Genomic DNA, 26,499 nt, shown 5'->3' with positions numbered 1-26,499 from the left:
GGCCCACAATCGAAGTCACGCAGCAGACTACGGCCAGTGAGTCGGTAGTCGCAGGACAGGTCACCTACTCAGCAACGAGCACGACATCCAGGCGTAAACAGCTATGAAGTGTCCAAAGAAGACAACGAATTCGCGTAGCGCCCACCGGCCGTCACGGTCGTCCGGGACGGCGATGACGTCGTTCGAGTAGTGAGCGGCGGCATTGCCGCCGCGGGACCGTACGGACACCGGAATGGTTGCGCGAGTCCAGGTCTCCCGTACCCAATTCAGCCCGAGTAGCTGATCGCAGTACGCCTGGACCGACTCCACGGAACCGAATTTGCGCTCGACCGGCAAGGTGATGGTGGAACCCATGACCTCGACGCTCCGAAGTCCACGCTGGTCGGCGCGATCGAACATGGTGCGCACCAAGGTCTCTGCCTCGTAGACGGCGCTCCGCTGCGTATCCCTCACGAGTCCAGCTGCCCGCGCACCCCGCCGATCTCCGGAAGGTTCCCCAGACGTGCGGAGCGCGCAGCCCGATCACCCGCTCGTCGAGCATGCGAGGAATGCCCGGCGCTTGCGCGGCCGCCGCCCCGCCACGTCCCACGCGCTTTGGAGTTGGACGAGTAGTAGTCCTTCAGCTCGATTTCCTTGTTACGCAGCACGAGTGCGGTTTCGGAAGACGACGTGGCAGATTCTGCGATCGCGGTCTTCTCCGTCTCCTGCTTCGTCTCGGCCAGCCGAGCGCCGATGCGGGACGCGTACGCCATCTGGAAGTTCAGGCGTGCCGTCACTCCGGCCACCGGCTTGCGGACCTGCGTGCTGACGCGTCGTCGTCCACGAGTTTCGACGACGGTCCGCACGGACGTTTCGCCTCGGTACGCCCCGGAACGCACGTACGCGTCGGAGTCGCGCACCATCTGGAAGAGCAGGCTCGAATACAGGGCCTCGCACACGTCGATGTCGCCGGCGAAGCCGTAGGCGTAGATGACGGCCGACGTCTGCGCGATGTCGCATTGCACGTCGTTGGCAGCGGCGATGGCGATGAACAACTGGGCGTACGTTCGCAGTCCGCGCTTGCCCGGTTCGCCGATGGTGATGAGCCGTTGAGTGGGCGTCGCACGCTTTTCCGAAGACGCGGTGTGCGCACGCGCGACCGCCAGGTCGATCGCGGAACTGGTGGCCAACCGCTGAGCGGCAGCCATGAAGGCTTCACCTTCGTGTGGATTGTCGGTGGACTCCGCTTGGCGAAGCAGCGCACCGATGCGGGTCAGCATCTTCTCCGAACTCACCGTGAAAGACTACGCTCGCGCGCCGACACGGACGTTTATGCTGCTAGCGCACACGCTCACCCTCGACTTGGATCGTCCGGCACGTTCCTGCCGGTAGAAGGGATCAACCCCGTCATGGCTTCAGTGACTTTCGAGAGCACCACCTGCCTGTTCCCCGGATCGAACACTCCGGCAGTGGACAAGCTCGACCTCGAGATCGAGGACGGCGAGTTCCTCGTCCTCGTCGGACCCTCCGGCTGCGGAAAGTCGACCACCCTGCGCATGCTCGCCGGGCTCGAAGACGTCCACAGTGGACGCATCCTCATCGGCGACCGCGACGTCACCGGTCAGGAGCCGAAAGAGCGCGACATCGCGATGGTCTTCCAGAACTACGCGCTGTACCCGCACATGTCGGTGGCCGAGAACATGGGTTTTGCGCTCAAGCTCGCCGGAACCAACAAGACGGAGATCCGCGCCCGCGTCGAAGAGGTCGCGAAGATGCTCGATCTCGAGCCGTACCTCGATCGCAAGCCCAAAGCGCTGTCCGGTGGCCAGCGTCAGCGAGTGGCGATGGGCCGCGCCATCGTCCGCCAGCCGCAGGTCTTCCTGATGGACGAGCCGCTCTCGAACCTCGACGCGAAACTCCGTGTGCAGACACGTACGCAGATCGCTCAGCTGCAACGACGCCTCGCGACGACGATGGTTTACGTGACCCACGACCAGGTCGAGGCCATGACGATGGGTGACCGCGTCGCCGTCCTCGAAAAGGGAATCCTGCAGCAGTGCGCCTCGCCGCGCGAGCTGTACAACAAGCCGAAGAACGTCTTCGTCGCCGGCTTCATGGGTTCACCCGCGATGAACCTCTTCACCCTCCCCGTCGTCGACGGCGGCGTCGCATTCGGTGACGGGATCGTTCCGGTTCCGCGCGAGACGATGAACGGCGTCGTCGAAACCGAGGTTGTTCTGGGTATTCGCCCCGAGCACCTCGAGATCGCCGCCGAAGGCCTGCCGATGGAGGTCGACGTCGTCGAGGAACTGGGCTCGGACGCCTACGTCTACGGCCGGACCACGATCGGCGGACGGTTGCAGCAGATCGTCTCGCGTGGTGACTGGCGCAATCCGCCGCAGAAGGGCGAGCGAGTCAACCTGCGCGTCGACCCCGAGAAGGTGCACATTTTTGCCACCACCGACGGGCGTCGCCTGGGTTAGGTCGACCTGTCAAACGACACATGACCGATTCAGGTTCGGCGTAATACCCACAAGTACGGGTGTCTCGTGCCACAGTAGGGGCCGATGCCGGGAGCCGGCACTCATGGCGCATGCCGTGAGCAGGCTCTCGGTGACCGTCTATTTGTCATACACATACGGGGAGCGAATCCATGGTTCTGAACTCGAAGGCGATGCGCCGCGCTGCAATTGCAGCCACGGCAGCGTCCATGCTGGTACTGGCAGGCTGTTCGTCCGATTCGGACAAGGACAGCGGAACCAGCACCACGGCCGCATCCGGGGGATCGTCCTCGAGCGAAGGCCGCGGACCCATCACGATCGTCGAGGGGCAGGATGCCCTGAACGAGGCGCTCGAAAACATCATCTCCGACTGGAATGCCGAGCATCCGGACGAGAAGGTCACGCTCAAGCCGCTGGCGAAGGAAGCCAACGCGCAGGTCGACGACATCACCCAGCGCATGCAGGCCAAGAGCGACGAGTACGACCTCATCGGCGTCGACGTCGTCAACACCGCCCAGTTCGCCGCAAACGGTTGGCTGCTGCCGCTCGAGGGTGACCTCGCGATCGACGAGTCCGGCCTCCTGCCGTCGACCGTCGCTTCGGGCACCTACAACGGCAAGCTCTACGCAGCGCCGAAGAACACCAACGCCGCCTTCCTGTACTACCGCAAGGACCTCGTCGAGAAGGCCCCCACCACGTGGGCCGAGCTCAAGGAAAACTGCCCGAAGGCTGTCGAAGCCGGCATCTCCTGCTACATCGGTCAGTTCAAGAACTACGAGGGCCTGACGGTCAACACCACCGAGATCACCAACGCCTTCGACGGACCGTGGGTCGGCCCGGACGGACTCACCCCGGCCATCGACGACAAGACGAAGGCAGGCGTTCAGTCGATCGTCGACAACTTCGCCGACAACACGATCCCGCAGGAAGCGCTGACCTACTCCGAGGGCGAGTCGCAGACCGCGTTCGGCGACGGCAAGGCACTCTTCATGCGCACGTGGTCCGGCTTCTCGGTCGACGGTGAGAAGACCTCGGTTGCCGGCAAGTACGGCTACACCGTTCTTCCGGGTGTCGACGGACCGGGCGCTTCGACCGTCGGCGGCTACAACGTCGGCATCAGCGCGTACTCGGACGCACCCGCCACGGCTCGTGACTTCCTCGAGTTCATGCAGACCAAGAAGTCGCAGACGTACTTCACCGAGGTCGGCGGCGCACCCGTCCTCTCGGCTGTCTACGACGATCCGGCAGTGCTCGCTCAGTTCCCGTACTTCGCGACCCTGAAGGAAGCACTCGCCACCGCTCAGCCGCGCCCCGTCACGCCGTACTACACGCAGGTGTCGAAGTCGATCTCCGACAACACCTACGCTGCTATTCGCGGCGAGAAGACCGTCGAGCAGGCTTTGGCGGACACCAAGGCCGGCATCGAAACCGCCGGTAACTGATCTACCAGGAGCAATAAGCAATGGCAGAACCGCAGGATCCTTCCGCGGCTGTGCCTACCAACCCCACGGTCGGGGCCGGTTCAACCGGTCCCGACCGTTCGGGCGTTGGTGGGAGACACCGTGCACCGGAACCGCTAGAAGAGCCGTCGGCATCCGAGGCAGCAGGGACATCCCTGACCAAGGTTCTGCCTGACCTTGCAGCTACTCCACCCCCGCCGACCTCGCCCCCGCCTGCGTCGGCGGACAAGCCGAAGAAGCGTCGACGAGTTCCGGTGTGGGCGTTCGTCGCACCGTCGCTGATCGTTCTCGCCGTCATCATTCTGTATCCGCTCGGACGAGCGATCTGGATGTCGATGCACAGCGACGGCAAGAAGCTCGATCCCGAGACCGGCATGTTCGTCACCGGTCAGTTCACGTGGTTCGACAACTACAAGAACTGGATCACCCAGTCCTGCAACACCGCCAACGGCTCGATTCCCTGCCCGCCCGGCACACTCGGATCGCAGTTCTGGCAGTCGATCGGAAATACGTTCGGCTTCACCGTCGTCACCGTCCTGCTCGAGACGGTGATCGGTCTGTCGATGGCGTTGATCATGGCCAAGACGTTCCGCGGACGCGGTTTGCTCCGCGCTTCCGTGCTGATTCCCTGGGCCATCCCCACCGCCGTCACCGCGAAGCTCTGGTTCTTCATCTTCGCCAACGACGGCATTGCCAACAAGATCCTCGGCACCAACATCCTGTGGACGGCGGACCCCTGGCCGGCGCGATTCGCGATCGTCGTCGCCGACGTCTGGAAGACCGCGCCGTTCATGGCGTTGCTGATCCTCGCGGGTCTTCAGATGATTCCCGCCGACGTCTACGAGGCCGCCAAGGTCGACGGTGCGACGGCGTGGCAGCGGTTCCGCATGATCACGCTTCCGCTGGTCAAGCCCGCACTCATGGTGGCGGTGCTCTTCCGCACGATGGACGCGCTGCGCATGTACGACCTGCCCGCGATCATGATGGGATCCAATCCCGCCACCTCCACCATCTCGGTTCTGGTGGTCGATCAGATGCGCGTCGGCGCCAATTCGGCGTCGGCACTGTCCACCATCACGTTCCTCATCATCTTCGCTGTGGCCTTCATCCTGGTCCGATTCCTCGGAGCAAATGCGGTCAGCACGCAGGAAAAGCAGCGGAAGGGGGAGCCGGTATGAACAAGGCACTACGCGGCAAGATCGGCACCTACATCGGCGTCGTACTGATCATCGTGTGGGGACTCGCTCCCTGCTATTGGATGATCGTGACGGCGCTGCGCGACCCGGCGGACACGTTCTCGACGTCGCTGTGGCCCACCAATCTCACGCTGTCCAACTTCACCGCGGCGCTCGATCCCGACGCGAAGGTGAACTTCACCCGTGCACTGATGAACAGCCTCATCATCGCGGGCGCGACCACGCTGATCGCCTTGGTCATCGGCGTGTTCACGGCGTACGCGCTCTCGCGTTTCGATTTCCGTGGCAAATACTTCGTCACCGGAATCATCCTCGGCGCGTCCATGTTTCCGGTCGTCGCCCTCGTGACCCCGCTGTTCCAGTTGTTCACCGACATCGGCTGGATCGGCAGCTACAAAGCGCTGATCATCCCGAATATCTCGTTCGTGCTGCCGCTGACGGTCTATACGCTGACGTCGTTCTTCTCCGAGCTTCCGTGGGAGCTCGAGGAGGCGGCGCGTATTGACGGCGCCACCCGTGGCCAGGCCTTCCGTCTGATCATGCTTCCGCTCGCCGCGCCGGCACTGTTCACCACCGCGATCCTCGCCTTCATCGCAACGGTCAACGAGTACCTGCTCTCGCTCCAACTCTCGAGTGACAAGACCGCACCCGTCACCGTGGCGATGGCCAAGTTCTCCGGAACGGACCCATTCGTCACGCCGTACACCTCGATCATGGCCGGCGGAACCCTCGTGATGGTCCCGCTGGTCATCATGGTTCTCATCTTCCAGCGACGCATCATCGCCGGTCTGACCGCAGGCGGCGTCAAGTCGTGATGCGCGCTTGCGCACGGTTTCGATGAGGCGGGCTTCGCGCGCCCAGCGTATGGAGCTGATTGCCGGCTTCATCTCGGTCTTCGCCCTCATGGCGTTGATCGGCGCTGTGGTCGCGATCGTCAAGGGAGACCCCGGCGTGATGCCGTCTTTGGTGCTGCTCGGTTGCGTCGTCGCTCTCGGGCTCGCGTTCCGCGGATATCGGAACGCGGTCCGAGCAGAACGTCGCGAGTAGCCAGCCCGGTAGGGTGACATTTCGGTATCGCAGTTGCCGGGAGTTATCTGATCGAGATATCACCCTGGTGGAATGGTGCCGGTAAGTCCGGATCCACGACCGGGAGTGTTGAGTGAGTCCATCTAACAGATCGAGTGCGACGGGTGGCGATCAGTCGTCGGCTCGATCGGGCAAGTCGGCTAATTCGCCCCGGTCGAACAAGTCGGCCAAGCCCGCGAAAAAGCAGCGCTCGAAGTGGCGGTACGTCCGGCGGACCATCTACGTGCTCGTGCTCCTGATGGTCATCGTGCCCGCGTCGGTTTTTGCTGTCGCGTACAGCCGGACCGACGTCCCGCGCCCCTCTGACATGCAGACCAATCAGGTGTCCACCATCTACATGGCCGACGGCACGACCGTGCTCGGCAAGGTAGTGCCGCCGGAGGGAAACCGGACCGAGGTCGCTTTGTCGGCCATCCCGATTCACGTCCGCGATTCGGTGCTCTCGGCGGAGGATCGTAACTTCTACACCAACCCCGGGTTCTCGATCTCCGGATTTGCTCGCGCTGCCCGCGACAACGTGATGGGCAAGGAAAGTGCCGGCGGTGGCTCGACGATCACTCAGCAATACGTGAAGAACGTCTTGGTCGGTGACAAGCGCAGTATCGACAGGAAGCTGCGTGAGCTCGTCATCTCCGCCAAGATGGCGCGCGAATGGTCCAAGGACGACATTCTTGCCGCGTATCTCAACACCATCTACTTCGGTCGCGGTGCGTACGGCATCGCCGCCGCGTCGAACGCGTACTTCGACAAGCCGGTCAGTGAGCTGAGCGTCGAGGAAGGCGCAGTTCTCGCGTCCGTCATCCAGAGCCCGTCGTTCCTGGACCCCGAGACCAATCTGTCCGCGCTGCAAGCGCGCTGGGACTACGTTCTCAACGGCATGGTGGAACTGGGCAGCCTGACCAAGACGGATCGCGACGCGATGCAGTTCCCGGTCGTCGCCCCCGCCAATCGGCCGACCGATCTGAACCAGGCGCCAGGACCCGAAGGCCACATCAAGACCCAGGTACTCAAGGAACTGGCCGAGGCCGGTATCAGCGACCAGACGCTGAACACCGCTGGTCTGCAAATCACGACAACCATCGACCCGGTTGCGCAGGAAGCTGCGCTGAACGCCGTCAGGCGGAATCTCGAGGGCGAGCCGGAAGACCTGCGGACCGCAGTAGTGTCCATCGACCCCAAGACCGGTGGCGTCGACGCCTATTACGGCGGTGACGACGGAGCAGGCTTCGACTACGCCCAGGCGCCGCTGCAGACCGGTTCAGCGTTCAAGGTCTTCGGCCTGGTCGCAGCATTGATGGAAGACATTCCGCTGTCCGCACGGTTCGACAGTTCACCGCTCACGATCAACGGTGTGACCATCGGAAACGTCGGCGGCGAATCCTGTGGTCGATGCACCATCGCCGAGGCACTCAAGCGTTCGCTGAACACCAGCTTCTACCGGTTGATGCTCTCGATGGAGAACGGTCCCCAGAAGATCGCCGACGCCGCCCACCTGGCCGGCATCCCCGAGCACATTCCCGGACTCGACTACCCGACGCTCACACAGGAGGGTGGTCCGCCGGAGAACGGAATCGTGCTCGGCCAGTATCAGTCTCGCGTTATCGACATGGCGTCCGCTTACGCGACGCTCGCCAATTCCGGTGTGTACCAGCAGCCGCACTTCATCCAGAAGGTCGTGACGGCCGAAGGTGAAGTCCTGCTCGATCGCCCGGTCTCTCCCGGTGAGCGTCGTCTCGATGCTGCCGTTGCCGACAACGTCACGCAGGCGATGCTGCCGATCGCGTCGTACTCGAACGGTCACGCGCTTGCCGGTGGACGCCCGTCTGCAGCCAAGACCGGTACCGCGCAGTTGGGTGACACGGGCCAGAACAAGGATGCGTGGATGGTCGGTTACACGCCGTCGCTGTCCACCGCGGTGTGGATCGGAACTTCCGACGCTCAGGCCATCACCAACTCCTACGGTGGTTTGATCTACGGCTCCGGAGTGCCTGCGGACATCTGGAAGAGCACGATGGACGGCGCGCTGAAGGGATCCGACTGGGAGAGCTTTCCGTGGCCGGACCCCATCGGCGGGCAGGCCGGCGTTCCCGCGAACTCCGGCGTGACCTCGGGGGACGGGACGGGCACGCCCACGACGGGCGCGGTCGCTCCCCCGGCGCCCATCGAGGTGCCCGGCCTACCGCCGATCGAAGTACCGCCGCTCCCCCAGTTGCCGCGTCAGATCGAGATCCTGCCGGGCATCGTCATCCCACTACCGGGCTGACAAGCAGCGCCCGATTTCCGGTTCTCAGGCCTGATCGTCGAAGAGACCGAGTTGGGTGGGCGCTGCATCCTTGGCGGGCAGTACGACGACGCGCAGTCCGCGCCTGAGGTTGCGGATCGCGTGCGTCCACGCGCGCTTCTCGCCCGCACACAGGTCGGTGTCGTCGTCCTTGCGGCGGATGGACTCGGTCAACGCCTCGTGCCAGGCAGTCTCCTGCTCCTGGCTGATCCGCAGGTAGTCGAGAATGGTGTCGCGGTCGTGCTCACAGATCACGGCAACCTCTTCGGCGCTGAGCTCGCCCGTTCCGTCTGCGTCGAGTTCGAGGAGCGCCATGAGAGCCGGCGGAAATTCGTGGCACTCGTGTGACTCGTATTCGGCACCGGGATCTTCGTGCTCGGAGGCCATGCCGTCGTTGAAGGCGGTGTCTCCGGTTGCGCGGATGGGTTGCCCGCCCAGTTCTTCGGCGAGTTCGTCGGATGCTTCGGCCAGTTCGGCGAACGAGCGCAGAGCCCGCAGCAGGTGCTCGGCGACGAAGGGTGCGCCGTCCACGCGGACCACGCCCAGCACACTCTGCTCGACGAGAATGAGCTTGATGGTCGGCCATTGCCGATTGAGCTGAGCAAGAATTACAGCAGCGTTCTCGAGGTTCTCCACCGAATGCACGACCCGCGAGAACACCTCTACGTACTCGTCGTCCTCGAGGACACGAACATAGGTGACCTGCTCACCGCGGACCAGCGGGATATCGCCGTCGTCGTCACGCTTGGGCGGATGACCGAGAAGGCGCTCGACGGCCCCGTCGACCAGGATCCGCAGCATGTCGCCCGAACCCGAGGGAGCGTGAGACGGCGTCGTGGCGAACGCCGGCGTCGACTCGCGCCCACTGGTGCTGGCACGCAGGAACGACGGGTGCGCAATGCTCCACATTTCACGGAAGACGCGCAACACCTTTGTCACCAGTTCCTCGGGACGAGCGCGGTCGACGTCGATGTAGAAGGACATGGACCCATTGCCCTCGGGTTCGTGCTCGCACAGATCGGGAGCGTTGAACCCCATGTCGAGCAGCGCTGAATGGTCTTCCGGTTCGAGCATCCGCAGTGGATGTAGAAACCTGTTGGAAGGAACTTCACAGCGCACGGAGGTCTGGTTCCATGCGAAGAACTGGATGCACGCGGGCGCGTCGGCCAGTTCGTCCATGCTGTCGTAATGCGACTCCACCACGAGGGTGTCGTCGTCCTCCATCACGGAGATGTAGCGAGCGAGATGAGTCTCGAAAGTAGTCCAGGCACTCAGGATTTCCAGATCGAAAGTATTGTCCGACATCGTCGCTCCTCTGGTCCGGGGGCGCATGGGGCCCTACCGACGACTCGCCGAAACCCCTGCTTTTCAAACCCCGCCTACGACGGTAGTCCTGGGGTCCGACAGTGAAGATGTAGTCCCAGACTGCCGTGGCGCTGGGACTGACAGTCGGCCCGATGCTTGCCGATTTTGCATCCTTGTGTAAGCCGCAGGACTAGCTCCGTCTCGCGTACCCCCGCTGCGCTGCCGATACTTCAGGGATTTGGGGGATTCCAACTCGCTTGAATGGCGAATGAAGGGGCGATCCGCCACGGACCGCTTCCCATCCCAGCGAGGCACTCTGGTGGGCCGCCGCACACACCACGGAATTGAATTGAATCAGCCAGGGCTCGTTCGACCTGTCGGGTTAGTCACCAGCGATGGGCCGCTCAACGACTGTCTGGCCATGCTGTTCCAGACCAAGGAAGACCTGCCGTGACCGCCGTAGCTAGTGCTTAGACCGGCTCGGGATTGGCGTCGAGCCAGAGCTTCAACGCTTCATCCCCGATTTGGCGGCGGCTTTTCCGTGTGCGCTTGAGGACATCTGCCCTGACGCGGATGTCCTCAACCAACTCTGGCGCTACTGGCCAGGGAAAGTTGATTGGGTTCGCTGCAGAGGCTCGGGTGGGTGTAGCCATCAGCTCCGCCCGGGGAAACAGCTCGATGAGTGTGATCATCTGTTGGACTGTGATTTTCAGAGGCTCGTCCTGGACACCCCACGTCAGCAGGGTGTTACGTATTGATTCGTCTGCGGTGCCCTGGTTGTGCACAAAGTCATTTCTGAGGGTGCGAATATCTCCGAAAAGCGGAATCAGGATATCTGTTCGGCGCCAGCGTTTACCGTCAGCGGCGAGTTCGTGGGCGAGCGCGAGTCGGCCTCGATAACGTTCTTCCCACACCGCGAAGATGTGGGTGAACCACTGGCCATACAGCATCGCTTGTACCTGTGGGTAAGGGCCGATATCAAGCAGCCCTTCACCGAGGACGTGCGTCGTCACGCCGGCAGAGGTAGCGGACGCGACGTGATGCATATCGATCCGGCCCTGCCCAGGGGAGTCGACGATCCGGAATGTCGCCACGTCCAGGAAGCCAGGTAGCCGTCCGTTCGAGTGCCACGAGTTCACCTTGGCCGCAATCGCACCTTGGCTGGTCAACGTAACAGCAAGAGAAAGGAGGTAGTCGCGCTCGAACTGGTCGACGAGTTGCTCCACTGTGACCTCGTTCGGGATCACAGCGTCGAGCGCGCTTAAGGCGTCCTCAGCTGCAGCTGTGATGGAGTGCATGTGCACTACCAGATCGCGGCCGGTCATGACTTTGGGGCGTAGTAGATCACGGATTCTCGCGATTGCGGGGTCAACGGCCCGGACTACCGCTTCGGTAGTAGTTGCGGACAGCCGGTCAAAATCGGACACCGTGTCGCCAAACGGCGTTGCGTCGAGTGCCTCGATGTATGGCCCAGCCATGGGCTTGTCCGCCCCCCCATTCATCGGTTGGCGTCCCCACGCCGACGACAGCTCGCGAACCGTGACAAGGCGGAGCTTCCATTCCGTGACGTCGTTATTCATGCCGTCAGGCTAGGTGTAGTTCCCGACAGGTCTCTAGCTTCGAAATCATCGTCGGTTGTTCTTCACGACCGGTTAACGATTTTCGCGGCTCGTGAGGGTCGGCGAAGTTGCCATCCGGCAGGAGTTCCTTCCGGGGCTGCAGACGTTGTGGCAAAACCTCACATCGTCGGCGCCGTCGGTATGTGCATTGTGGTCGTTTCTCGGTTCACTCGCTGTCCTTAGGCTCGGCAGAGGGTACTGGCAAGGAGAGGCGTGCGATGAGTCGTGAGAGCTGGGTGGGCCGTGATGCCCGATCCATCGCCGAAGCCGTGCGGTCGGGTCAGGCGTCGGCGCGGACCGTCGTCGAAGACCACCTCTCACGGGTCGACGAATGCAATGACGAACTCAACGCACTGGTCACCGTGCGCGCCGAGGAGGCTCGCACGGCCGCGGATGCCCTGGACGAACGACGCCTTCTCGGTGAGACACTCGGCCCCCTTGCCGGGGTTCCGTTCACGGTCAAGGACCTGATCGCCACTGCCGGCGTGCGCACCACTGCCGGTTCTCGCACTCTGGCGGACAACGTCCCGACCGTCGACGCCCCGGCCGTCGCGGCATTCAAGGCTGCCGGTGCAATTCTGATCGGCAAGACCAACACCCCGGAATTCGGCGCGTGCGGCCTGACTCGAAACGAACTGTTCGGAACCACGGCCAGTCCGGTGCGACCGGACGGCGTCGTCCGGTCCCCCGGCGGATCGAGTGGCGGCGAGTCCGCGTCGGTTGCTGCCGGAATGAGCGTGCTCGGACTCGGTACGGATTTTGGTGGCTCGGTGCGTTGGCCCGCCCACTGCACCGGCCTCACTTCGGTTCGCCCGACGCTCGGACGTGTCGATCCGGAAGGTCAGTATCCAGGCGTGCTTTCGGATGGACGGGTACTCGCCAACCCTGCGACGATGCACGGCACGATCCAGACCATCGGCCCACTGGCCCGCAACCTCGGTGATGCGGCGCTTGCGTTGCGCGTCCTGTCGAAGCCGCATTTCTCGTGGACCGAGCCTGATTCGGTCGACGTCGACGACCTCGACATCCGCTGGGCCACCGGCGAGGGAACGATTCCCGTCGACGAAGAAATCCGGTCAGCGGTTCGGACGGTGGCGATCAGCCTGGACGCGAGCGAGTACGACGGTCTGGCCCTGTCGCGGGCCAACGCGCTTTTCGGTGCGTTGCGATCGGTCGAGACCCACGCGGACATCTACTCTCTCGCAGCAGGTTCAGCGCACGCTTTCGACGCGGACATCACCGCCATGCTTGCGGCAGGCCGTGATCGCAGTTCCGCCGAGGTGGAAGCGCTGTGGGCGGATCGCGCGGTGTTGATCAGCGAATTCCTCGGCGAGATGGGAGACGCACTGATCCTGCCGGTTGCGTCGGTGCTCGCTCCGCCGCTCGGTGTGGAGAGCTTCGAGGTGGACGGTCGCGAACTCACATGGATGGATGCGCTCGCGAGTTGCCGGGCGATCAGTGTGCTCGGTCTTCCGTCGGTCGTGGTTCCGGTAGGACTCTCCCGCAACGGTTTACCGATCGGGGTGCAGGTGGTGGCGAGACCGTTCCGCGAGCACGTTGCGCTGTCCGTGGCGGCGCGAATCACGTCGAAGGCGCAAGCTCTAGTCTGACTTCCATTTTTCGGTTTCGGCTGCGAAACGTGTTGCGTACGAGTCGGCAAGGTCGTGAAGAGTGGTGACGCAATCGCCGTAGTACGTCGGTGCATGCATGGTCGCCAGAATCCGCGGCTCGAGGTCGGCCAGGGCACGGATCGTGGGTTCGAGATCCGGGGTGAGGCAGGTGGCGTGGCCCAAGTCTTCGGCTTCCAAAGCGGGACCGACGATTTCGTGCTCGGTGGTCGCGGGGTGGTGCCCGAACGCGGTGAAGAGGTCTCCGCAGAACAGCGTCGACGTCGTCTCCTCGAACATCAGGCCCGCGTCCCAACCGTGTGGGACGTGTGGGGTGTCGATGTGCCGGACTCGGCGGCTGCCGGTTTCGAGTACGTCGCCGTCCTGCAAGGGAAGTGGCGCCCGATCGGCCAGATCGTTGACCTGGACGAAGCACCCCATCGCACCGTGTGCAACTTGCGCTTCGGGGGCCGCTGCAAGCCAGGAGTTCATGGACCCGCATTCGTCGGCCTCGACGTGACCGAACGTGATCCATTTCAGACGGTCGATGTCGATCAGCGTGGAGAGTGCGTCGGAAGCCGAGGTGAACAACGCTCGCTGCCCGGTGTGGAAGAGCAAGGGTTCCTCGCCGTCGACGAGAAACTGGTTCATCGTGAGGTTCGCTTCGTCCACGAAGGTCGACAGTCGGTAGATGTCCGGCGCGATTTCGGTGATCGTGGTGGTCATCGCTGTGCTCCGATCAGGGCTGTTGTACACGTCAATCTGTCTTCTTCAGCCTTCTCGCCGCCCCGCGCCTGCACAAGGTTCTGGACGTGCTTACGGCTCTGCAATAGTGGAGGACGTGTTCGTACTGCTGCTGACAGGCCCGCCGGGCGCGGGGAAGAGTTCCGTGCTGACCGCGCTTCACGATCGACTCGGTGAGGCCGGGGTGAGCAACGCGATGATCGAGGTGGACGAACTCGAGCGGTGCTACCCGCCGCTGGGAACCGAGCGGGCAATCGCACACGTCGGGATGTTGTGCGCGTCGTACAGGGAAGCGGGGTACGAACTCCTGTTCCTCACGGCGACCGTCGAAGACGACGACTACGGGCGCGCCCTGCTGGCCGCGACCGGCGCCGAGGGGCACCTGCTGGCGCGCCTCGAGGCCGATCCGGATACGTTGCGTACCAGAATCATCGAACGTGAACCGGCCGGCTGGGCCGGGTTGGACGAGTTGGTGGAGGCGTCACAACTGCTGGCCGGTTCGATGCCGACGCTCAGTGGAGTCGACGTGGTTCTGAGCACCGAAGGCCGCGATCCCGAAAGTGTTGCCGACGATCTGGAAGCGGCTCTGCGAGAACACAGTCCGTCGCTTCTAGCCGTCGGTGTTCAGAGCGGTGACCACTGAAGCGAACATCGTCGACTTGATTGCCCCCAGTGTGCCCGCATTCTTCGGGCCGATCGGTGCAACCATTTCGATGGCCTTGGCGGTCAAAGCGTCGACGGATGCGGTGAAGTCCACCAAACCGGCTGCGAATGCGTCACTTCCGCCGTATCGCCGCCCCGTGGTCATGGCGACGATTGCCGACGCGGGGCTGAGTTTGGCCTGGATGAGAGCTGCCATTCCTTCAGTGAAGGGGATGTTGATGTCCACCTCCGGGAAGCAGTAGTAGCCGCGATCATCGCGCATGACGCGGTAATCGTGCGCGATGCCGAGCATGGCGCCGGCTCCGAAGGCGTGGCCGTTGATCGCCGCGACGGTGGGCATCGGGAACGTCAGCATCCGAGCGAACAGCGACTGCACCTGCTGCACATACCACTTCGCCTTGTCGCCGTTCGCGCCCAGCCAGTCGAGGTCGAGTCCGTTGGAGTAGAACTTGCCCGTCGCCGTGGTGACCAGGGCGTGTGCGCCTTCACTCAGAGCCTGGTCGAGTAGCTTGTCGACGGAATCGAGCCACTCCGGCGAGAATCGATTCTCGTCCTCGCCGAGATCGAGAACGGCGATCTTGTCTTCGAAGCGCAGAGTTGCGGTCATGATTGGCCTTTCCTGTTGCGTGGCTTGGGCAGTGGTGGGTCGAGATGCAGAACCGCTCGAACGGCGGCATCCAACCGCGCGCGTGCTGCGGCGTCGGGGACTCGCCAACCGTCGGCGCGTTTGGCGGGATGGATGAGCAGTCCGGTAGGCAGGCCGACAACACAGGCCTCGATTGCCTCGACGGCTCGGCCGTCCTTGCGGCCCCAGAGCGCGGTCGACAACCGGATGAACAACTCGACCAGAGACCGGTCGAGTTGTGTGAGTTGCTCGGCGATGTCGGCAGGGACGTCGGTGCCGAGCAGTTCGTCGCGCTGGATCGTCAACAGCAGCAACGCGGATTGTGGGTAGTCGAGCGCGAAGACGGCCGGAACTTCGGCGGCTGCGACGACGGCGGAAACCGCCGAAGTCGGCGACGGGTCCGCGAGAGCGTCGTCCACTCTCGATTGTTGAAGCGCGAGAAATCGTCGCGCAGCACGCAGCCACGCGCTACCGACCAGTCCACTGCGAGAGCCGAATGCGTGATAGATCGCCCCGTTGGATACACCGGTGGCGTCGGAGACTGCCCGGACCGTGACAGCGCTCGGTCCGGCAGTGGCGGCAAGTTTTTCGGCAGCGTCGAGCAGGGTGTCGAGGTCGTGGACGCGTGGCCGAGGCATGAACGCACAGTAACAGAGCGTCTGCTCTGTTACTAGTGTGCGGTCAGATCACCGAATTTGCGCGAAGATCCTCGATCTCCTCCGGGCGCAGGCCGAAGTCGGTGAGTACGTCGTCGGCGTCACCGCCGAGAGTCATGGGTGGCGCATTCCTGACGGGAAGGGTCTTGCCGTCCACCCAGAACGGTCCGCGGACAACGGGAATCGACGTTCCGTCGGCGCTCTGGGTCTGCTCGACCATCTGCAATGCCTCGACCTGCGGGTCGGAGAACACCTGATCGATCGAATGGATGGGGCCGCAGGGGATTCCGGCACCGCGGATCTCGGAGATCCATTGCGCCGCGCCCTTCGTGGTCAGTAGGTCCTCGAGTTCTTTGGTCAGTTGGTCTCGGTGCGCCAAACGTTCTTTACCCGTGGCATATTCGGTACGGAAGGCGAGCTCGGGGTCACCGAGTACCGAGCACAGTGCGATCCAGTGCTTGTCCGAGCCGGTGGCAATGTTGATCGGGAAGTCGGCAGTGTCGAAAGCGCCGTACGGTGTGATCGTCGGGTGCGTATTGCCGTTCGGCGTCGAAACCCGCCCGGTGCTCAGGTAGTCCTGCGCCTGGAAGGTCATGATCGAGATCGCGGATTCCAGCAACGAGGTCTGCACGCGGTGCCCACGACCGTCGCGTCCGCGCGAAGCCAGTGCCGCCGTGATTCCCAGTGCCGCGTAGATGCCCGAGACCGTGTCGATGATGGGGATACCGACCCGCATCGGGGTCTGTTCCCCGGCACCGGTGACCGACATCAGCCCGGACATGCCCTGGGCCACCTGATCGAGTCCGGGCGCGAACTGGTCCGGGCCCACCGGGCCGAAACCACTGATGCTCATCACGACGAGCCCTGGATTCTCCTGCTCGAGCGAGTCGGGATCGAGCCCCATGTCGGCCAGTACTCCCGGACGGAAGTTCTCGACCAGCACATCTGCGTCGAGGGCCAGGCTGCGAAGCAGTTTCCGCCCGCGGTCACTGCGCATGTCGATGGCGATCGACCGTTTGCCGCGGTTCACGGAAGCGAAGTAGAGGCTTCGATCGCCGTCGAACGGCGGCCACTGACGTGAACTGTCGCCGGAGCCACGGGTTTCGACCTTGACCACGTCGGCGCCGAAGTCCGAGAGCAGCGACGTGCACAGAGGGCCCGCGAGAGCGCGGGTGAGGTCGAGAACTTTGATACCGCTGAGCAATTGGTCCATGGGGGAAACCTCGGTTCTGTGGTGTGCAACGTCGCCCACTCGATCCGTCGCACCATCTGCGTGAATTGCCGCTGCAGTGATCGTCGGAGAGGGGAAGAATGAAGGTCAGGCCTGCTTTCGGCTGGGCTCGGTGACAACACTGGTCGAGAGCGCAAGGTGATGCGACGGCGACATTGCACAACTGCAGGGCCCGGATTTAGGCGCATTGTGTGACAGGCAGGATTGCGGTGGGCCGATACCGTGAACTCTCTACGGACGGCGATGCAAGCGGGAGGCGAGGCGATGCGCGACATTTCCACTCAGCTGGCGCAGTGGCACGCCCGCGGCGAGGATTTTGCACTGGCGACGGTTGTCCGTACCTGGCGATCCTCACCGCGCATGCCCGGTGCTTCGATGGCCGTCTCACGCTCCGGCGAGGTGGTCGGCAGCGTTTCGGGCGGGTGTATCGAGAGTGCACTGTACGAGATCGCCCAGGAGGTTCTCGCCGACGGCACCAGTCGTGTCGAGGTCTTCAGCGTCTCCGACGACGACGCCATCGGAGTAGGGCTGACCTGCGGCGGAACCATCGAAGTGTTCGTCCAGGCCGTCGGAGCCGATTTCGTCGAGTTCGGTCAGGTCTGTGAACGGATCGAGGCCGATACGCCCGTCGTCGTGGTCACCGAAGTGCGTCCGGGAGCACCGGCACGGCACCTCGTCGTCGAGCACGGCCGACGCAGCGGAGATCTGGATGCCACGGAGGACGAGGTGTCCATCCTGCTGCGCACGATGGACACCGGTGAGTCCGTCGCTTTTGTCGCGCCGGCGGGAACTCTCATCGATTCGCAGCACGACCTGCTGGTCGAGATCTTCGCGCCACTACCGCGGATGTACGTGTTCGGGGCCATCGACTTCGCGGCCTCGATGTGTACGTTGGGCGCCTTTGCGGGTTATCGCGTGACCGTCGTGGACGCACGGCCGGTCTTCGCGACACGGGCGCGCTTCCCCGACGCCCACGATCTGGTCGTCATGTGGCCACACAAGTTCCTCGAAACCGCACCGATCGACAACAAAACCGTCCTGGCCGTGCTCACGCACGACGAGAAGTTCGACATCCCCCTGCTCGAGATCGCGCTGCGTTCGCCGGCTGCGTACGTCGGCGCGATGGGAAGTCGTGCGACGCATGAGCGTCGGGTGGCGCTGTTGAAGGAGCGAGGCGTCACCGACGCCGAGTTGGGGCGTCTGCACTCACCGATCGGGTTGGATCTCGGCGCGAGGACACCGGAGGAGACTGCAGTGTCGATCCTCGCCGAGATGACCAAGACCCTTCGCAATGCCTCCGGTTTGGAACTGCGGGATCTGCAGGGGCCGATCCACCCGCCACCTCAGGAGAATCCGACCGCCCTGCATCGAACGGCCTGAGTCGACTGCGCTGAATTCGGACATCTTGTGTTCGGTGGGGATAGGATCGTTTCTTTCGTGAACCATCTTCCGTGATCCGAATGAAATCGAGGTGCCTGCCAAGTGGCAAACCCGGCCGTACCGGCATCCGAGGTGAATGCTGTTCTCTCCGAACTTCTTCGAACCCAGCTCCTTCCTGGTGTTCGAAAGGTCGCCGGCGGCTGCGAAGACCCGACGGTAGCCCGGGTGGGATTCATGGCGGTTCCGGACATCGGACCGTGGCTGCGGCACGGACAGTTGCTGATCACCACGCCGGAAACCCTCGCCAGGGTCACCGAAACCTTCAAAGCATTTGTCGGACGGTTGTCGACGCGAGGTGTTGCGGCACTTGCCGTCCAATTCGGCGCAGACGGGGACACTCTCGCGCCGGAGCTGGTCGACGCGGCCGAAAGCGCCGGCTTCCCGCTCCTGGTTTTTCACGGTGCGTGTGATCACCCCGCGGCGAGAGACCGTGAGCAGACGGAGTCGGCCCAGATCGACGCCATGTTCGGGGCCGAGCGCTTGCGACGGCTGCTGGTCGACGTCGTGATGGGCGGCGGCGGCCTCCCGCAATTGACCGAGGTCATCGCACGGGAGATGAAGGGCGCCGCCCTGATCACCACCTCGGACGGACGCGAGATCTGCCGCGCCGGGGACGCCGCGGAGCGCAAGCATCTGTCTGCCTGTCCCGCCGTCGATTCCACCGGTCGTCTGCGGACCGACACCGTCGAGGGCGGGTTGGGTCTGCACGAGTTCGACGGTCAATTCATCGCGGTGTCCGCGATTTCCGCCAATCACATCGACCACGGGCGTCTCGCGTTGTTCACCGGTGAGCGCGTGATGACGAGTTACGACCAGTACCTGGTCGAGCGAGCGGCGTCGGTGTGCGCGTTGGTCATCACCCGTGAGCAGGCCGTGGCGTCGGTGGAAGAACGCCATCGCGCCAACTTCGTTCACGACCTGCTCCTCGGCCGGGCCGGGGACCACGATCACGTTGTCTCCCACGCCAAGACGTTCGGTTGGGACTTCGATCGCCCGCTGGTGATCGTCTCGATCGAGCCTGACCCGATCGACGAACCGGCCTCGGCGGCGCCCGCTCGGCTGCCCGTCGTCGATCGCCAGGCGATGGCGTTCTCCGGGGCGATCGCCCACCGCGATCCCGGTGCGGCGGTGACCGCGCTGACGGGCGAGACGGTGATCGTCATGGGCGTCGGCACCGACACGATGGCATTGGTGCGGGACCTCGTCACGGTCGTTCGCGGTGAAGGTGGCGGCGGGAGAAGGCCGTTCAGTGTCGGGGTGTCCCGGCCGACAGCGGCGATCGACGCCGTCCCCGCGCTCTACAGTCAGGCGCGCACCGCACTGACCGTCGGGCGACGGATCTCCGGTCCGTGGACGGTGACTCAGTTCGACGATCTCGGTGTGTACAGACTGCTCAGTCTGGTCGAGGACGAAAACGAGCTGGAGACGTTCGCGCGGGAGACACTGCGGGAACTGACGGAGGAAACTGCCGAAGCGCAGGACATGCGCAAGACATTGGAAGTCTTGCTCGCGACCAACATCAACATCGCCGAGACAGCGCGCAAGCTCCACTTCCATTACAACACACTGCGTTACAGGGTCGTTAAGCTGGAGAAAATGCTGGGACCCTTCACGGCGCAACCCGAGCTACGGCTGGATCTGTCTCTAGCACTGAAGATAACCGCGATGCGCGGCATCAATCACTAATATTGCCAATCCGAGTCCGTGGGTTCTGGCAGATTGTCATCACGTCGATACCCCTGCGCTGTAATAGCGTTTCACTCCAGTCACGGTGTTTTGTGAGCTGGAGCACACTCAGCGTTCGGACACCTTCCTCTGCACGAAAGGTCCCATCATGCCGATTTGGACGTTGCACGGAGATGGAAAGAACATCAAACCGGGTGAAGTGGTCGCTCCCGGCGAGCGGCTCAGCTGGGGAAGAACCATCGGGCTGGGTAGCCAGCACGTGGTGTCGATGTTCGGCGCGACGTTCGTGTTCCCGATCATCATGGGCCTCAATCCTCAACTTGCCGTGATGATGTCGGGTTTCTGTACGCTCTTCTTCCTGTTGGTGGTCAAGGGACGCATTCCCAGCTACCTCGGTACGTCGGCGGCTTTTGTCGGTGGTATCGCCGCCATTCGCGCCCAGGGCGGAACGTCCGCAGAGGTGACCGGCGCGATCCTGGTGTCCGGACTGGTCCTGGCGGCCATCGGTATCGCGATCCACTTCCTCGGCGGCCGGGTCGTGTTCAAGGTTCTTCCGCCAGTGGTGACCGGCGCGGTGGTGATGTTGATCGGATTCAACCTGGCACCCGTCGTCGCGGGGCTGTACTGGCCGCAGGACCAGTGGGTGGCTCTGATCGTCATGGTGGCCCTGATCGTCATGAGTATCGCGCTACGCGGCTTCATGGCGCGCATCGCCATCTTCCTGGCGCTGATCTTCGGTTACGTCCTCTCCTGGATCCTCGACCGGGTCTCGGGGACGATCACCTCCTACGACGCAGGCACCGGTCAGATCACCGAGCACTTCCGCGTCAACTGGGATTCGGTGCAGTCGGCGTCGTGGTTCGGCCTTCCCCCGTTCTCGGACGAGGCCAACGGAATCGTCGGCATCCACGCTCCGTCGTTCAGCCTCACGTTCATCATCCTGGTCCTTCCGGGTGTCATCGCGTTGATCGCGGAGAACGCGGGCCACGTCAAGGCCGTGGCCGAGATGACCGGGGACGACCTCGACCCGTACATGGGACGTGCGCTCGCCGGTGACGGTTTCGCCACCGCTATCGCCAGCAGCGTCGGCGGTTCGCCCACCACGACGTACGCCGAGAACATTGGTGTCATGGCAGCGACCCGTGTGTACTCCACCGCCGCCTACGCGGTTGCCGGCATCGTCGCCATGATGCTCGGCTTCTCCCCCAAGTTCGGTGCCGTCATCTCGGCGACGCCCGGCGGTGTTCTCGGCGGAATCACCGTGGTGCTCTACGGCATGATCGGTCTGCTCGGCGCGAAGATCTGGAAGGAGAACGGCGTCGACTTCGGCAATCCGCTCAACCTCATGCCGATCGCGGCCGGCCTCATCATCGGTATCGGCGACACGGCTCTGAAGTTCAGTGACACGTTCTCGCTCAGCGGGATCGCGCTCGGCACCATCGTCGTGATCGGGATGTACCACCTGTGCCAGTTCATCGGTTCGAAGAACCCGGAACTGAATGCGAAGAATCCGGAACCGAACAAGCCGGATTCGAAGACTCCCGGCGGCGATCGGGAGGAACCCGCCAAGCAACTCACGTGACGCTTGGCTGAGTGTGCTCGATCGACGAAGGCCGGACATCCTCCGCGGAGGATGTCCGGCCTTTCCGGTGTTCTGGGTACTGATCGATCAGACGGAGGTACTGGCTTCGACCAGGCCGATACGGTCGATGCGTTCGGTGCGGGTGTTGAGCCGTTCAGTCGCATCGGTAGTACTGAGCACGCTCAGCTCGTAGTGCAGTACCGCTCCGACGCGAGTGCAGAAGGCGGCGGATTCGTCCGCGGCATCGGGAAATTCGGGGATGACCCGATCGACGATGCCGCCCGCGAGCAGATCGAAGGACCTGATCCCTTGACTGGCTGCCATGTCCGGCGCGTGCGTGACGTCGTGGAACATGATCGCGCTCGCACCTTCGGGAGGTAAGGGCGAGAGCCAACCGTGGCGGGCCGCCAGCACTCGATCGGCCGGAATCAGTGCCAGGGCGCCGCCGCCCGTGCCCTGCCCGAGCAGGAGGGAAATGGTGGGGACCTCGAGTGAAATCATGTCGGCTATGCACCGAGCGATCTCGCCCGCCAGTCCGCCTTCTTCGGCCTCCTTCGACAGTGCCGCGCCCGCTGTGTCGATGATCGTCACCAGCGGCAGGTCGAGTTCTGCGGCCAACCGCATACCTCGCCGAGCCTCCCGCAGAGCGCCGGGGCCGAGTGGGGAGTGAGCAGTCTGTCCGCGCCGGTCCTGTCCGAGAAGGACGCAGGGCATGTCGCCGAAGCGAACGAGCGCGAGCATGATGCCGGGATCGTTCTCGCCTTGGCCGGTTCCGTTGAGCGGGAGCATGTCCGAGGCGGAATTGAGCAACACTTCCCGTATCCCCGGTCGGTCTTCGCGCCGGGATGCGACGACGGATTCCCACGCCGACGTATCGGGTGGGCAATCGTACGAGCACGGGTCACTGGGCAATAAGTACCCACGATGCGCCCCGGTGATGATGCGCAATGCGCGTTCGACGATTTCGGCGAGCTGGTCTGGCGGCCTCACTGCATCGATGAGTCCGTGCTCGTGAAGGTTCTCCGCTGTCTGGACACCGGCGGGGAAAGGTGAGTTGTACAAGGCCTCGAACACTCGAGGGCCGAGGAATCCGACGAGGGCCCCCGGTTCCGCGATCGTCACGTGACCGAGTGATCCCCAGGACGCGAATACGCCTCCGGTGGTGGGGTTTCGGAGATAGACGATGTAGGGCAGGTGCGCTTCTTTGTGCTTGATGAGCGCCGCGGTGATCTTGACCATCTGCAAAAACGCCGTCGTCCCCTCCTGCATACGCGTTCCCCCGGACGTGGGAAGCGCAAGAAGGGGCAGCTGCTCTTGCGTGGCTCGACGGATGGCGACGACGAGGCGTTCTCCCGCCGCCACGCCGATCGAACCACCGAGAAAACCGAACTCGCAGACGATGATTGCCACACGGCGGCCTCGGACGGAGGCGCTTCCGGTCAGGACGGACTCGTCGAGCCCGGTCTTCTCCTGGGCCCGCAGAAGTGCTTCGGCGTAGTCGGAGTCGGTCGCGACGGGAATCGGAGGGGTATCCCACGATTCCCAGGTGCCGGCATCGATCACCAGGTCGAGCAAGTCGCGAGCCGTCAGGCGGTTCATCGGGTGAATCCTTGTAGCCACGACATGATTTCGTCAGTGTCTTCACCGAGAACCGGAGGTGCAGTGTGGCGGGTCTCCGTCACCTCGGTTCCGTCCGGATCGAAAAATCGTAGCGGTGGACCGGGCAGTGTGATGTTTCCGAGCGTGCTGTGGTCGACGTCGACGAGCAATCCCTGTGATCGGGTCTGCTCCCATTCGTACACTTCGGAGATCGTCCGAACCCGTCCTGCCGGTACTCCGATGCGGTCGAGTTCGGTCAGAAGCTCGTCACGCGAGTACGGCTTGAAGGTACGTTCGATCAATTCGACGACCTGGAAATGATTTTCGACGCGTTCGGCGTTTGTTGCCATACCCGGGGCGTCAGGGTCGAGGTCGAATCCTTCGCAGAATCTTCTCCACAGGCTTTCGCTGCCGACCGAGATCTGCACTGCGCCATCGCCGGTACGAAAGAGTCCGTACGGTGCGATGGAGGGATGGTGGTTGCCCTGCGCTGTGCCTACCTCGCCGGCGACGGTCCACTTCGTTCCTTGAAACGCGTGAACACCGACCACGCTGGCCAAGAGCGACGTTCGGACAACGCGGCCTCTCCCCGTCTGCTCGCGTTCCTTCAAAGCCGCGACGACACCGAACGCCCCGTACATTCCGGCGAGAAGATCGGCGATCGGAACTCCGACTCGTTGAACGTCGTCCGGACTCGAGCCGGTCAGCGACATGAGTCCGGCTTCCCCCTGGGCGATCTGGTCGTAGCCGGCGCGACCGCCTTCCGGGCCGTCGTGGCCGAAACCGCTGATGGACAGAACGATCAGTCGAGGATTGAGTTCGGCCAGCCGCTCGGTCGAGAATCCGAGTCGATCGAGAACTCCGGTGCGGAAGTTCTCCATGAGAACATCGGCGCGGCAGACGAGATCTTCGAGGGTCGCGCGCCCACTGTCGGATTTCAGATCGAGCGTGATCGACTTCTTGTTCCGGTTCGTGGACAGAAAATACGTCGATTCCCGTTGCGTGTTCGGTGGTTCCAACGTGGGCTCCACAAAAGGCGGCCCCCACCCACGGGTGTCGTCGCCGCCGTGAGGTGATTCGACCTTGATCACGTCGGCACCCAGATCGCCGAGCATCATTGCCGCGTGAGGACCCGCGAGTGCGCGCGTGAGGTCGACGACTATCACGTCGTGTAACGGACCACTACGAGCACTTGTGTTGTGAGGCTTCGAAGTCGAGTTCATGTCGCACCGCCGTGTTCTGGTGTAATTGGCTGAGCCAGTTGGTGGTTGAGGCCTCCGTAGTTCGGTCGACTCCGGTCCGCTGGACCGAGAAACCGGCCAGGGCCACTGAAGGAGGTATGTGCGGCCCGTCTTTCGAACCGTAAGCGGGCACCGGTGAACGGCACATGGGTAACCTTGCCGACGACGGGTGTCAGTGGTGGGTAAGAAGTGACGAACGCTCACCGGGCGGCGCGATTGCGGTTGTATCGAACCGTTATCGGGACGTTCTGTCAGCTCATATCGTGCGAAGTCATGACATTTCGTGCATCTTCATGACCTGCAGGGCGAGTGAGACGTTCAATCGAAGGACGGGGTCGTCGGTGAACGATCCGACGACGCTCTCCAGCTTTCCGATTCTGTATCGCAAAGTGTTGTAGTGCATGTGCAGCGCCCGGGAGGCCTCGGCGACATTGCAATTGCAGTCGAGCAGGGTCTGGAGTGTCAGACGCAGGTCAGCGGCTTCGGCGTTGTCCGCCGACAAGGACTTCAGAACGTCATCGGTGAACGAACGCAGTTCGCTCTTGTCCGTCTGGAGCGAGAGGAGTCGGTGTACACCGAGTTCGTCGAAGTGTGCGATCTGCCCCGGCCCGTTGATACGTCGGCCGACGACCACGGCTGTACAGGCTTGGTCGTAGGCCGCGGGTAGATCGGCCAGGGAGTAGATCACCCGGCTCACTCCCGTGCTGAAGGATCGGCGGCCGCTGGTGCGATCGCCGGCAACCTTGCGCACCAACCCTTCGATGTCCCGAACCGCACGGTCGGTGCTGGTCGGGAAAAGCGTGACCACCTCGTGTCGAAACCCGACGGACGGCGCCGTCCGCTCGTGTGTTCGTACCACTTGTTGCCAGCCGTCGCTGAGTCGATCTTGGTCCGTGCGAGTGGAATTCGCGTGCTGGGATTCCGGGTGATCGACGTCGAGTTCTGCAACCACAACGGCAAGTGGACGAGTGACATCCCACCCCAACTGGGTGAAGTGCGCGCTCACTTCCGCAGGCGAGCCGGCTTCGCCTATCAGTGCGTCGCGGAGGAAGTCGCCGCGGAACTTGGATTCCACTGCCGCAACTGCCAGCTGTTTGGTGACGGCCAGCGCGGCAACGGTGGCCGCTCGCTCCAGCGCTTGAACGACAACTGCGCCGAGTTCGTGGGTGCCGGCGTACGCCACCATCCGGCCGTGGTCGGTGCCGCCGGCCACCACTCGGGTGAGCGCCAACTGGCCGGGAAATCCCTTGGGCGCGTTCTGTAAACCGACGGCGACCCGCTCGGTCAGGAACCGACCGGTGCTTTCGAACAACGGAAGCGCATTCAGCGCGGCTGAATCCCCGGCCTCGGTCAATACCCTTCCGTCCGGCGAGCAGATCAGAACGCTGACGTCGAAAAGCGCGGCGAATTCTGCGGCAATCTGAGGTAGATCGCCACCTTCCAAGACGATCGACGTCAACGAGCGGTGAAGTCGATCGGCAATGTCGAGTGCCGCGGACTGCTTCGCCACCAACTTGGTGAAGACCTCCGAGATCACCTCGTCGAATCCCGCGGTGACGGGAAGAACCAACAGCGGAATCCCTCGCTGCTCTGCCATGTGCAGCATCGCCTCGGGCAGCTCGTCGAGATAACGGCCCGTTTTCACGGCAAGTGCCGCGACTCCTCGACGTGCAAGACCGTCGACGAGGTCACTGAGATCTGTGTCGTCGAGAAGCTCGCCGGTTCGCCCGTAGCGCAGCGGGAACCCGGTTGTCACCAACAACTCGTTCGGCTTCACCCAAGCGAGGATGTCCGGTACTTCCATCACGTTCACCGATTGAACGAGGTGGCGTAAGCCCCCGTGCCCGGCAAGGACTTCGGCTCCACGCAGACTGGGCAGCTCGAGGACATCCCGAACTGTGAGTCTGTAGTCGCCACCTTCTGGCAAATGTTGAAGCTCTTCGCTCGAATATTTGGCAGATCTATCCATGTCGCGAGACTACGCTCGATCACGCGACG

21 protein-coding genes and 1 pseudogene are annotated in these 26,499 nt (G+C 63.3%); 11 read left to right on the top strand and 11 right to left on the bottom strand.

Going from position 1 to position 26,499, the window contains the following annotated elements; genetic code table 11:
* Window positions 1-120: 120 nt before the first annotated feature.
* Together RA302_RS29015 and RA302_RS29010 are read right to left on the bottom strand one after the other, a co-directional pair.
* A pseudogene (locus RA302_RS29015) lies at window positions 121-453 on the bottom strand (TIGR04338 family metallohydrolase); the annotation flags it as partial.
* Window positions 450-1,274, bottom strand: coding sequence for a DUF2786 domain-containing protein (locus tag RA302_RS29010; protein ID WP_030537724.1), 825 nt, complete (start codon window positions 1,272-1,274; stop codon window positions 450-452). The pseudogene RA302_RS29015 and the gene RA302_RS29010, both read right to left, overlap by 4 nt.
* A 114-nt stretch (window positions 1,275-1,388) precedes the next feature.
* Here RA302_RS29010 and ugpC point away from each other — a divergent pair, with 114 nt between their 5' ends.
* The 6 genes from ugpC (at window position 1,389) to RA302_RS28980 (ending at window position 8,485) form a co-directional block, all read left to right on the top strand.
* A complete protein-coding gene (gene ugpC / locus RA302_RS29005; RefSeq protein WP_003946073.1) occupies window positions 1,389-2,462 on the top strand; it encodes a sn-glycerol-3-phosphate ABC transporter ATP-binding protein UgpC in 1,074 nt (357 codons plus the stop codon).
* Between the two features lie 170 nt (window positions 2,463-2,632).
* A complete protein-coding gene (locus RA302_RS29000; RefSeq protein ID WP_007735225.1) occupies window positions 2,633-3,922 on the top strand; it encodes an ABC transporter substrate-binding protein in 1,290 nt (429 codons plus the stop codon).
* 20 nt (window positions 3,923-3,942) lie between these two features.
* Window positions 3,943-5,118 (top strand): sugar ABC transporter permease, encoded by a 1,176-nt coding sequence (locus RA302_RS28995; protein WP_007735224.1) that lies wholly within the window; start codon window positions 3,943-3,945, stop codon window positions 5,116-5,118.
* Entirely contained in the window at window positions 5,115-5,951 is an 837-nt protein-coding gene (locus RA302_RS28990) for a carbohydrate ABC transporter permease (protein ID WP_003946046.1), read from the top strand. Before RA302_RS28995 ends, RA302_RS28990 begins: the two co-directional genes overlap by 4 nt.
* A gap of 22 nt (window positions 5,952-5,973) precedes the next feature.
* Window positions 5,974-6,183, top strand: coding sequence for a hypothetical protein (locus tag RA302_RS28985; RefSeq protein ID WP_019746112.1), 210 nt, complete (start codon window positions 5,974-5,976; stop codon window positions 6,181-6,183).
* Between the two features lie 112 nt (window positions 6,184-6,295).
* Window positions 6,296-8,485: a transglycosylase domain-containing protein gene (locus RA302_RS28980; protein WP_030537723.1), complete on the top strand. Its 2,190-nt coding sequence runs from the start codon at window positions 6,296-6,298 to the stop codon at window positions 8,483-8,485.
* A 24-nt stretch (window positions 8,486-8,509) separates the two neighbouring features.
* Here the strand turns inward: RA302_RS28980 and RA302_RS28975 are convergent, their stop codons facing one another.
* The gene (locus tag RA302_RS28975) at window positions 8,510-9,808 is read right to left on the bottom strand and encodes a hypothetical protein (protein ID WP_003946055.1); all 1,299 of its coding nucleotides are present in this window, start codon (window positions 9,806-9,808) and stop codon (window positions 8,510-8,512) included.
* A 470-nt stretch (window positions 9,809-10,278) separates the two neighbouring features.
* Window positions 10,279-11,388, bottom strand: coding sequence for a hypothetical protein (locus RA302_RS28970; RefSeq protein ID WP_051720968.1), 1,110 nt, complete (start codon window positions 11,386-11,388; stop codon window positions 10,279-10,281).
* A gap of 257 nt (window positions 11,389-11,645) precedes the next feature.
* Between RA302_RS28970 and RA302_RS28965 the strand changes: the two genes are divergently transcribed.
* Window positions 11,646-13,037 carry an amidase gene (locus RA302_RS28965; RefSeq protein ID WP_030537721.1) on the top strand — a complete coding sequence of 464 codons (1,392 nt, stop codon included), beginning with the start codon at window positions 11,646-11,648 and terminating at the stop codon, window positions 13,035-13,037.
* Here the strand turns inward: RA302_RS28965 and RA302_RS28960 are convergent.
* Window positions 13,029-13,760 (bottom strand): MBL fold metallo-hydrolase, encoded by a 732-nt coding sequence (locus RA302_RS28960; protein ID WP_030537720.1) that lies wholly within the window; start codon window positions 13,758-13,760, stop codon window positions 13,029-13,031. The genes RA302_RS28965 and RA302_RS28960 overlap by 9 nt on opposite strands.
* A 115-nt stretch (window positions 13,761-13,875) precedes the next feature.
* On the opposite strand from RA302_RS28960, the gene RA302_RS28955 reads away from it, so the two are divergent.
* On the top strand, window positions 13,876-14,421 hold the full coding sequence (locus RA302_RS28955; RefSeq protein WP_225320201.1) for a hypothetical protein: 546 nt from the start codon (window positions 13,876-13,878) through the stop codon (window positions 14,419-14,421).
* Here RA302_RS28955 and RA302_RS28950 read toward each other — a convergent pair.
* From RA302_RS28950 to RA302_RS28940, 3 genes are read right to left on the bottom strand one after another with little or no spacing between them, the layout of a single operon-like run.
* Entirely contained in the window at window positions 14,389-15,048 is a 660-nt protein-coding gene (locus RA302_RS28950) for an enoyl-CoA hydratase-related protein (protein WP_030537718.1), read from the bottom strand. The two genes, RA302_RS28955 and RA302_RS28950, sit on opposite strands and share 33 nt — an antisense overlap.
* Window positions 15,045-15,704 carry a TetR/AcrR family transcriptional regulator gene (locus tag RA302_RS28945; RefSeq protein ID WP_003946066.1) on the bottom strand — a complete coding sequence of 220 codons (660 nt, stop codon included), beginning with the start codon at window positions 15,702-15,704 and terminating at the stop codon, window positions 15,045-15,047. Before RA302_RS28945 ends, RA302_RS28950 begins: the two co-directional genes overlap by 4 nt.
* Before the next feature lie 43 nt (window positions 15,705-15,747).
* Window positions 15,748-16,935, bottom strand: a complete 1,188-nt coding sequence (locus tag RA302_RS28940) for a CoA transferase (protein WP_003946016.1) — start codon at window positions 16,933-16,935, stop codon at window positions 15,748-15,750.
* A 282-nt stretch (window positions 16,936-17,217) separates the two neighbouring features.
* On the opposite strand from RA302_RS28940, the gene RA302_RS28935 reads away from it, so the two are divergent.
* The 3 genes from RA302_RS28935 (at window position 17,218) to RA302_RS28925 (ending at window position 21,661) form a co-directional block, all read left to right on the top strand.
* On the top strand, window positions 17,218-18,333 hold the full coding sequence (locus RA302_RS28935) for an XdhC family protein (protein WP_007735213.1): 1,116 nt from the start codon (window positions 17,218-17,220) through the stop codon (window positions 18,331-18,333).
* A gap of 102 nt (window positions 18,334-18,435) precedes the next feature.
* Window positions 18,436-20,079 (top strand): PucR family transcriptional regulator, encoded by a 1,644-nt coding sequence (locus RA302_RS28930; RefSeq protein ID WP_007735212.1) that lies wholly within the window; start codon window positions 18,436-18,438, stop codon window positions 20,077-20,079.
* A gap of 148 nt (window positions 20,080-20,227) precedes the next feature.
* Window positions 20,228-21,661: a solute carrier family 23 protein gene (locus RA302_RS28925; protein WP_003946008.1), complete on the top strand. Its 1,434-nt coding sequence runs from the start codon at window positions 20,228-20,230 to the stop codon at window positions 21,659-21,661.
* 87 nt (window positions 21,662-21,748) lie between these two features.
* On the opposite strand, the gene RA302_RS28920 is transcribed toward RA302_RS28925, so the two are convergent.
* The 3 genes from RA302_RS28920 to RA302_RS28910 form a co-directional block, all read right to left on the bottom strand.
* Window positions 21,749-23,260, bottom strand: a complete 1,512-nt coding sequence (locus RA302_RS28920; protein WP_030537717.1) for a carboxyl transferase domain-containing protein — start codon at window positions 23,258-23,260, stop codon at window positions 21,749-21,751.
* On the bottom strand, window positions 23,257-24,483 hold the full coding sequence (locus tag RA302_RS28915) for a CoA transferase (RefSeq protein WP_030537716.1): 1,227 nt from the start codon (window positions 24,481-24,483) through the stop codon (window positions 23,257-23,259). The genes RA302_RS28920 and RA302_RS28915 overlap by 4 nt, the downstream gene beginning before the upstream one ends.
* 289 nt (window positions 24,484-24,772) lie before the next feature.
* Window positions 24,773-26,470, bottom strand: coding sequence for a PucR family transcriptional regulator (locus tag RA302_RS28910; RefSeq protein ID WP_030537715.1), 1,698 nt, complete (start codon window positions 26,468-26,470; stop codon window positions 24,773-24,775).
* Window positions 26,471-26,499: the final 29 nt, after the last annotated feature.

Source organism: Rhodococcus sp. DN22, assembly GCF_036669995.1.
In the GTDB taxonomy this organism is placed as follows: Bacteria; Actinomycetota; Actinomycetes; order Mycobacteriales; family Mycobacteriaceae; genus Rhodococcus_F; species Rhodococcus_F erythropolis.
This window is presented reverse-complemented; position numbering and strand designations above follow the sequence as displayed.